2 protein-coding genes are annotated in these 2355 nt (G+C 69.2%); one reads left to right on the plus strand and one right to left on the minus strand.

Translation table 11 applies throughout. The annotated features are described in order from the left end of the window. The first annotated feature begins 67 nt into the window (after positions 1–67). Positions 68–886 (plus strand): IS5 family transposase, encoded by an 819-nt coding sequence (locus STRIP9103_RS47620; protein ID WP_009332786.1) that lies wholly within the window; start codon positions 68–70, stop codon positions 884–886. A 157-nt stretch (positions 887–1043) separates the two neighbouring features. Here the strand turns inward: STRIP9103_RS47620 and STRIP9103_RS36985 are convergent, their stop codons facing one another. Next, a complete protein-coding gene (locus tag STRIP9103_RS36985; protein WP_009332791.1) occupies positions 1044–2171 on the minus strand; it encodes an XdhC family protein in 1128 nt (375 codons plus the stop codon). Positions 2172–2355 lie beyond the last annotated feature (184 nt).

Consider the following 2355-nt stretch of genomic DNA (forward strand, 5'->3'; position numbering starts at 1 on the left):
CCGCCTCACCACGTAGGACACGGTCTAAGACCGTGTCCTACGTGGTGAGGCGGACGTTGGGCAGGGCATGGGGCGGGATACGTGGAGTTGGATTGTTCCGGATGGGCTGTGGGAGATCGCGAAGCCGCTGATCCCGCCGTCGAAGGTGCGGCCACAGGGCGGCGGTACACAGGACACGCCTGATGAGACGCTGTTCGCGGCGATCATCTACGTGCTGGTCAGCGGTTGTGCCTGGCGGGCTCTGCCGCCCTGCTTCGGCATATCGAAGTCGACCGCTCACCGCCGCTTCCTGATCTGGTCCAGAGCCGGCGTCTGGGGCCGATTGCACGAGGCTGTGCTGCACCGGCTCGACGACGCCGGCCTGGTCGAGGTGACCCGTGTAGTCCTCGACACCGCCCACGTCAGGGCTAAAAAAGGGGGCGAACACACAGGTCCGAGCCCCGTGGACCGGGGCAAGCCGGGTTCCAAGATGCACATCCTGTCGGACGCGAACGGACTGCCCCTGGTCGTCGGCGTCTCGGCCGGCAACACCCACGACAGCGAAGGTCTGAAGCCGATGGTGGCGGGTCACCAAACGAGACACGACCCCCATCGCGGCCGGTACTTCAAGCCTCAGCGCCTCCACACGGACAAAGCCTACGATCGACCGGACCTGCGGAAATGGTTACACGGCAAGCGCATCGGAGTCCGGATCGCCCGCAAAGGCATCGAGTCCAGCGAACGGCTGGGCCGCCGCAGGTGGGTGATCGAAAGAACGATGTCGTGGCTGTCCGGCTACCGCAGACTCAGCCCCCGCTACGAACGTAATCCCCGCAACTACCTGGCCTTTCTCGGTCTCGCCGCGGCCTTGTGCTGCTACAAGCGCCTCGTCCGCCTCACCACGTAGGACACGGTCTTAGGACAGATAGTGTCCCAGGTCGTTGGCGAGATCGTTCGCCGATCCGGCGGAGGCCATGACCCGCGCCGCCCGGACGGAGCGGCGTTGGCGACCACCGTTTGCATGACTTGCCGTGCCGTTGGCGTCCCCCAGCGGTCCCGAGGATTCAGCGAGCCGGCTCCAGCACGAGCGCTCGGTGGATCGGGCCGGACAGGCCGGACAGAGGGAGGCCGGTTCCCTGGTTGCCGGCGGCGATGATCTCCGCCGTGATGGAGACAGCTGTCTCCTCCGGCGTGCGGGCGCCGAGGTCGAGGCCGATCGGGGAGTGCAGCCGGGCCAACTGTTCCTCGGGCACGCCTGCTTCGCCCAGGAGGCGCAGGCGCTCGTCGTGCGTGCGGCGGGAGCCCATCACCCCCACGTAGCCCACGGGCAGAGCCAGCGCCACACGCAGCAGGGGGATGTCGAACTTGGCGTCATGGGTGAGGACGCAGACGGCGGTGCGGGCGTCCACCTCGGTGCGCTCCAGGTAGCGGTGGGGCCAGTCGACGACGATGTCGTCGGCGTGGGGGAAGCGGGCGCGGGTGGCGAAGACGGGCCGGGCGTCGCAGACGGTGACCCGGTAGCCGAGGAAGCGGCCGGCCTGACTGAGGGCGGCGGCGAAGTCGACGGCGCCGAAGATGAGCAGGCGCGGGCGGGACGCGTGGACGTGGACCAGCACGGACATCCGCTCCGGGCAGGTGGCGGCGTCCCCGCCGACCTCCACCCGGGCAGTGCGCCCGGTCCGCAGCAGCGCCTGCGCCTGCGCACTGACCACCCGTTGCAGGGAACCGGTCACACCACCGTGATGTGTGTTTCCCTCGGCATCGATGGACAGCATCCGGCCGCGCAGCTCCTCCGGACCGTCGACGACCTGGGCGACCGCGGTGGGCCTGTCGTCGATGACGTCCGCGAGAGCGGCGGCGACGTGTGGCTGCTCGACGGGATCGATGTGCTGGACGAGGACGTCGAGTTCGCCGCCGCAGGTCAGGCCGGCGGCGAAGGCGTCGTCGTCGGAGTAGCCGAACCAGGCGCGCTGCGGGGCGCCGCGGTCGTGGAGCACCTGTTGGCACAGTCCGTAGACCGCGCCCTCGACGCAGCCGCCGGAGATGCTGCCGACCGCGTTGCCGTCGGCGTCGACCGCGACCGAGGCGCCGACGGGCAGGGGTGCGCTGCCGGTGACGTCGACGACGGTGGCGAGGGCGAAGGGACGTGCCTCGCGGCACCAGCGGTGCAGTGTGTCCGCGATGTTCAGCATGAACGGTCCTTCGGTGGAGGGGTGGCGTAAAAGGGCCCTCCGCGCCAACCAGGGGCGTCACGGTCTCTGATTGTCAGTTACTGCCTTCCAGGTTGGAAAGCAGGCGGGGCACCGAGTATCCCGCGGGAAGCGGTGGTTTCCCTGTCGACCGGGGGGTGATACCCCGCCGGGTGGCGGGGGTTGC

Origin of the sequence: Streptomyces ipomoeae 91-03 (assembly GCF_000317595.1) — a bacterium.
In the GTDB taxonomy this organism is placed as follows: domain Bacteria; phylum Actinomycetota; class Actinomycetes; order Streptomycetales; family Streptomycetaceae; genus Streptomyces; species Streptomyces ipomoeae.

What these genes read in the sequence shown, in the direction of transcription:
- STRIP9103_RS36985 (WP_009332791.1), bottom strand. Translation starts at nt 2,171, where the DNA reads ATGCTGAACATCGCGGACACACTGCACCGCTGGTGCCGCGAGGCACGT.
- STRIP9103_RS47620 (WP_009332786.1), top strand. Translation starts at nt 68, where the DNA reads ATGGGGCGGGATACGTGGAGTTGGATTGTTCCGGATGGGCTGTGGGAG.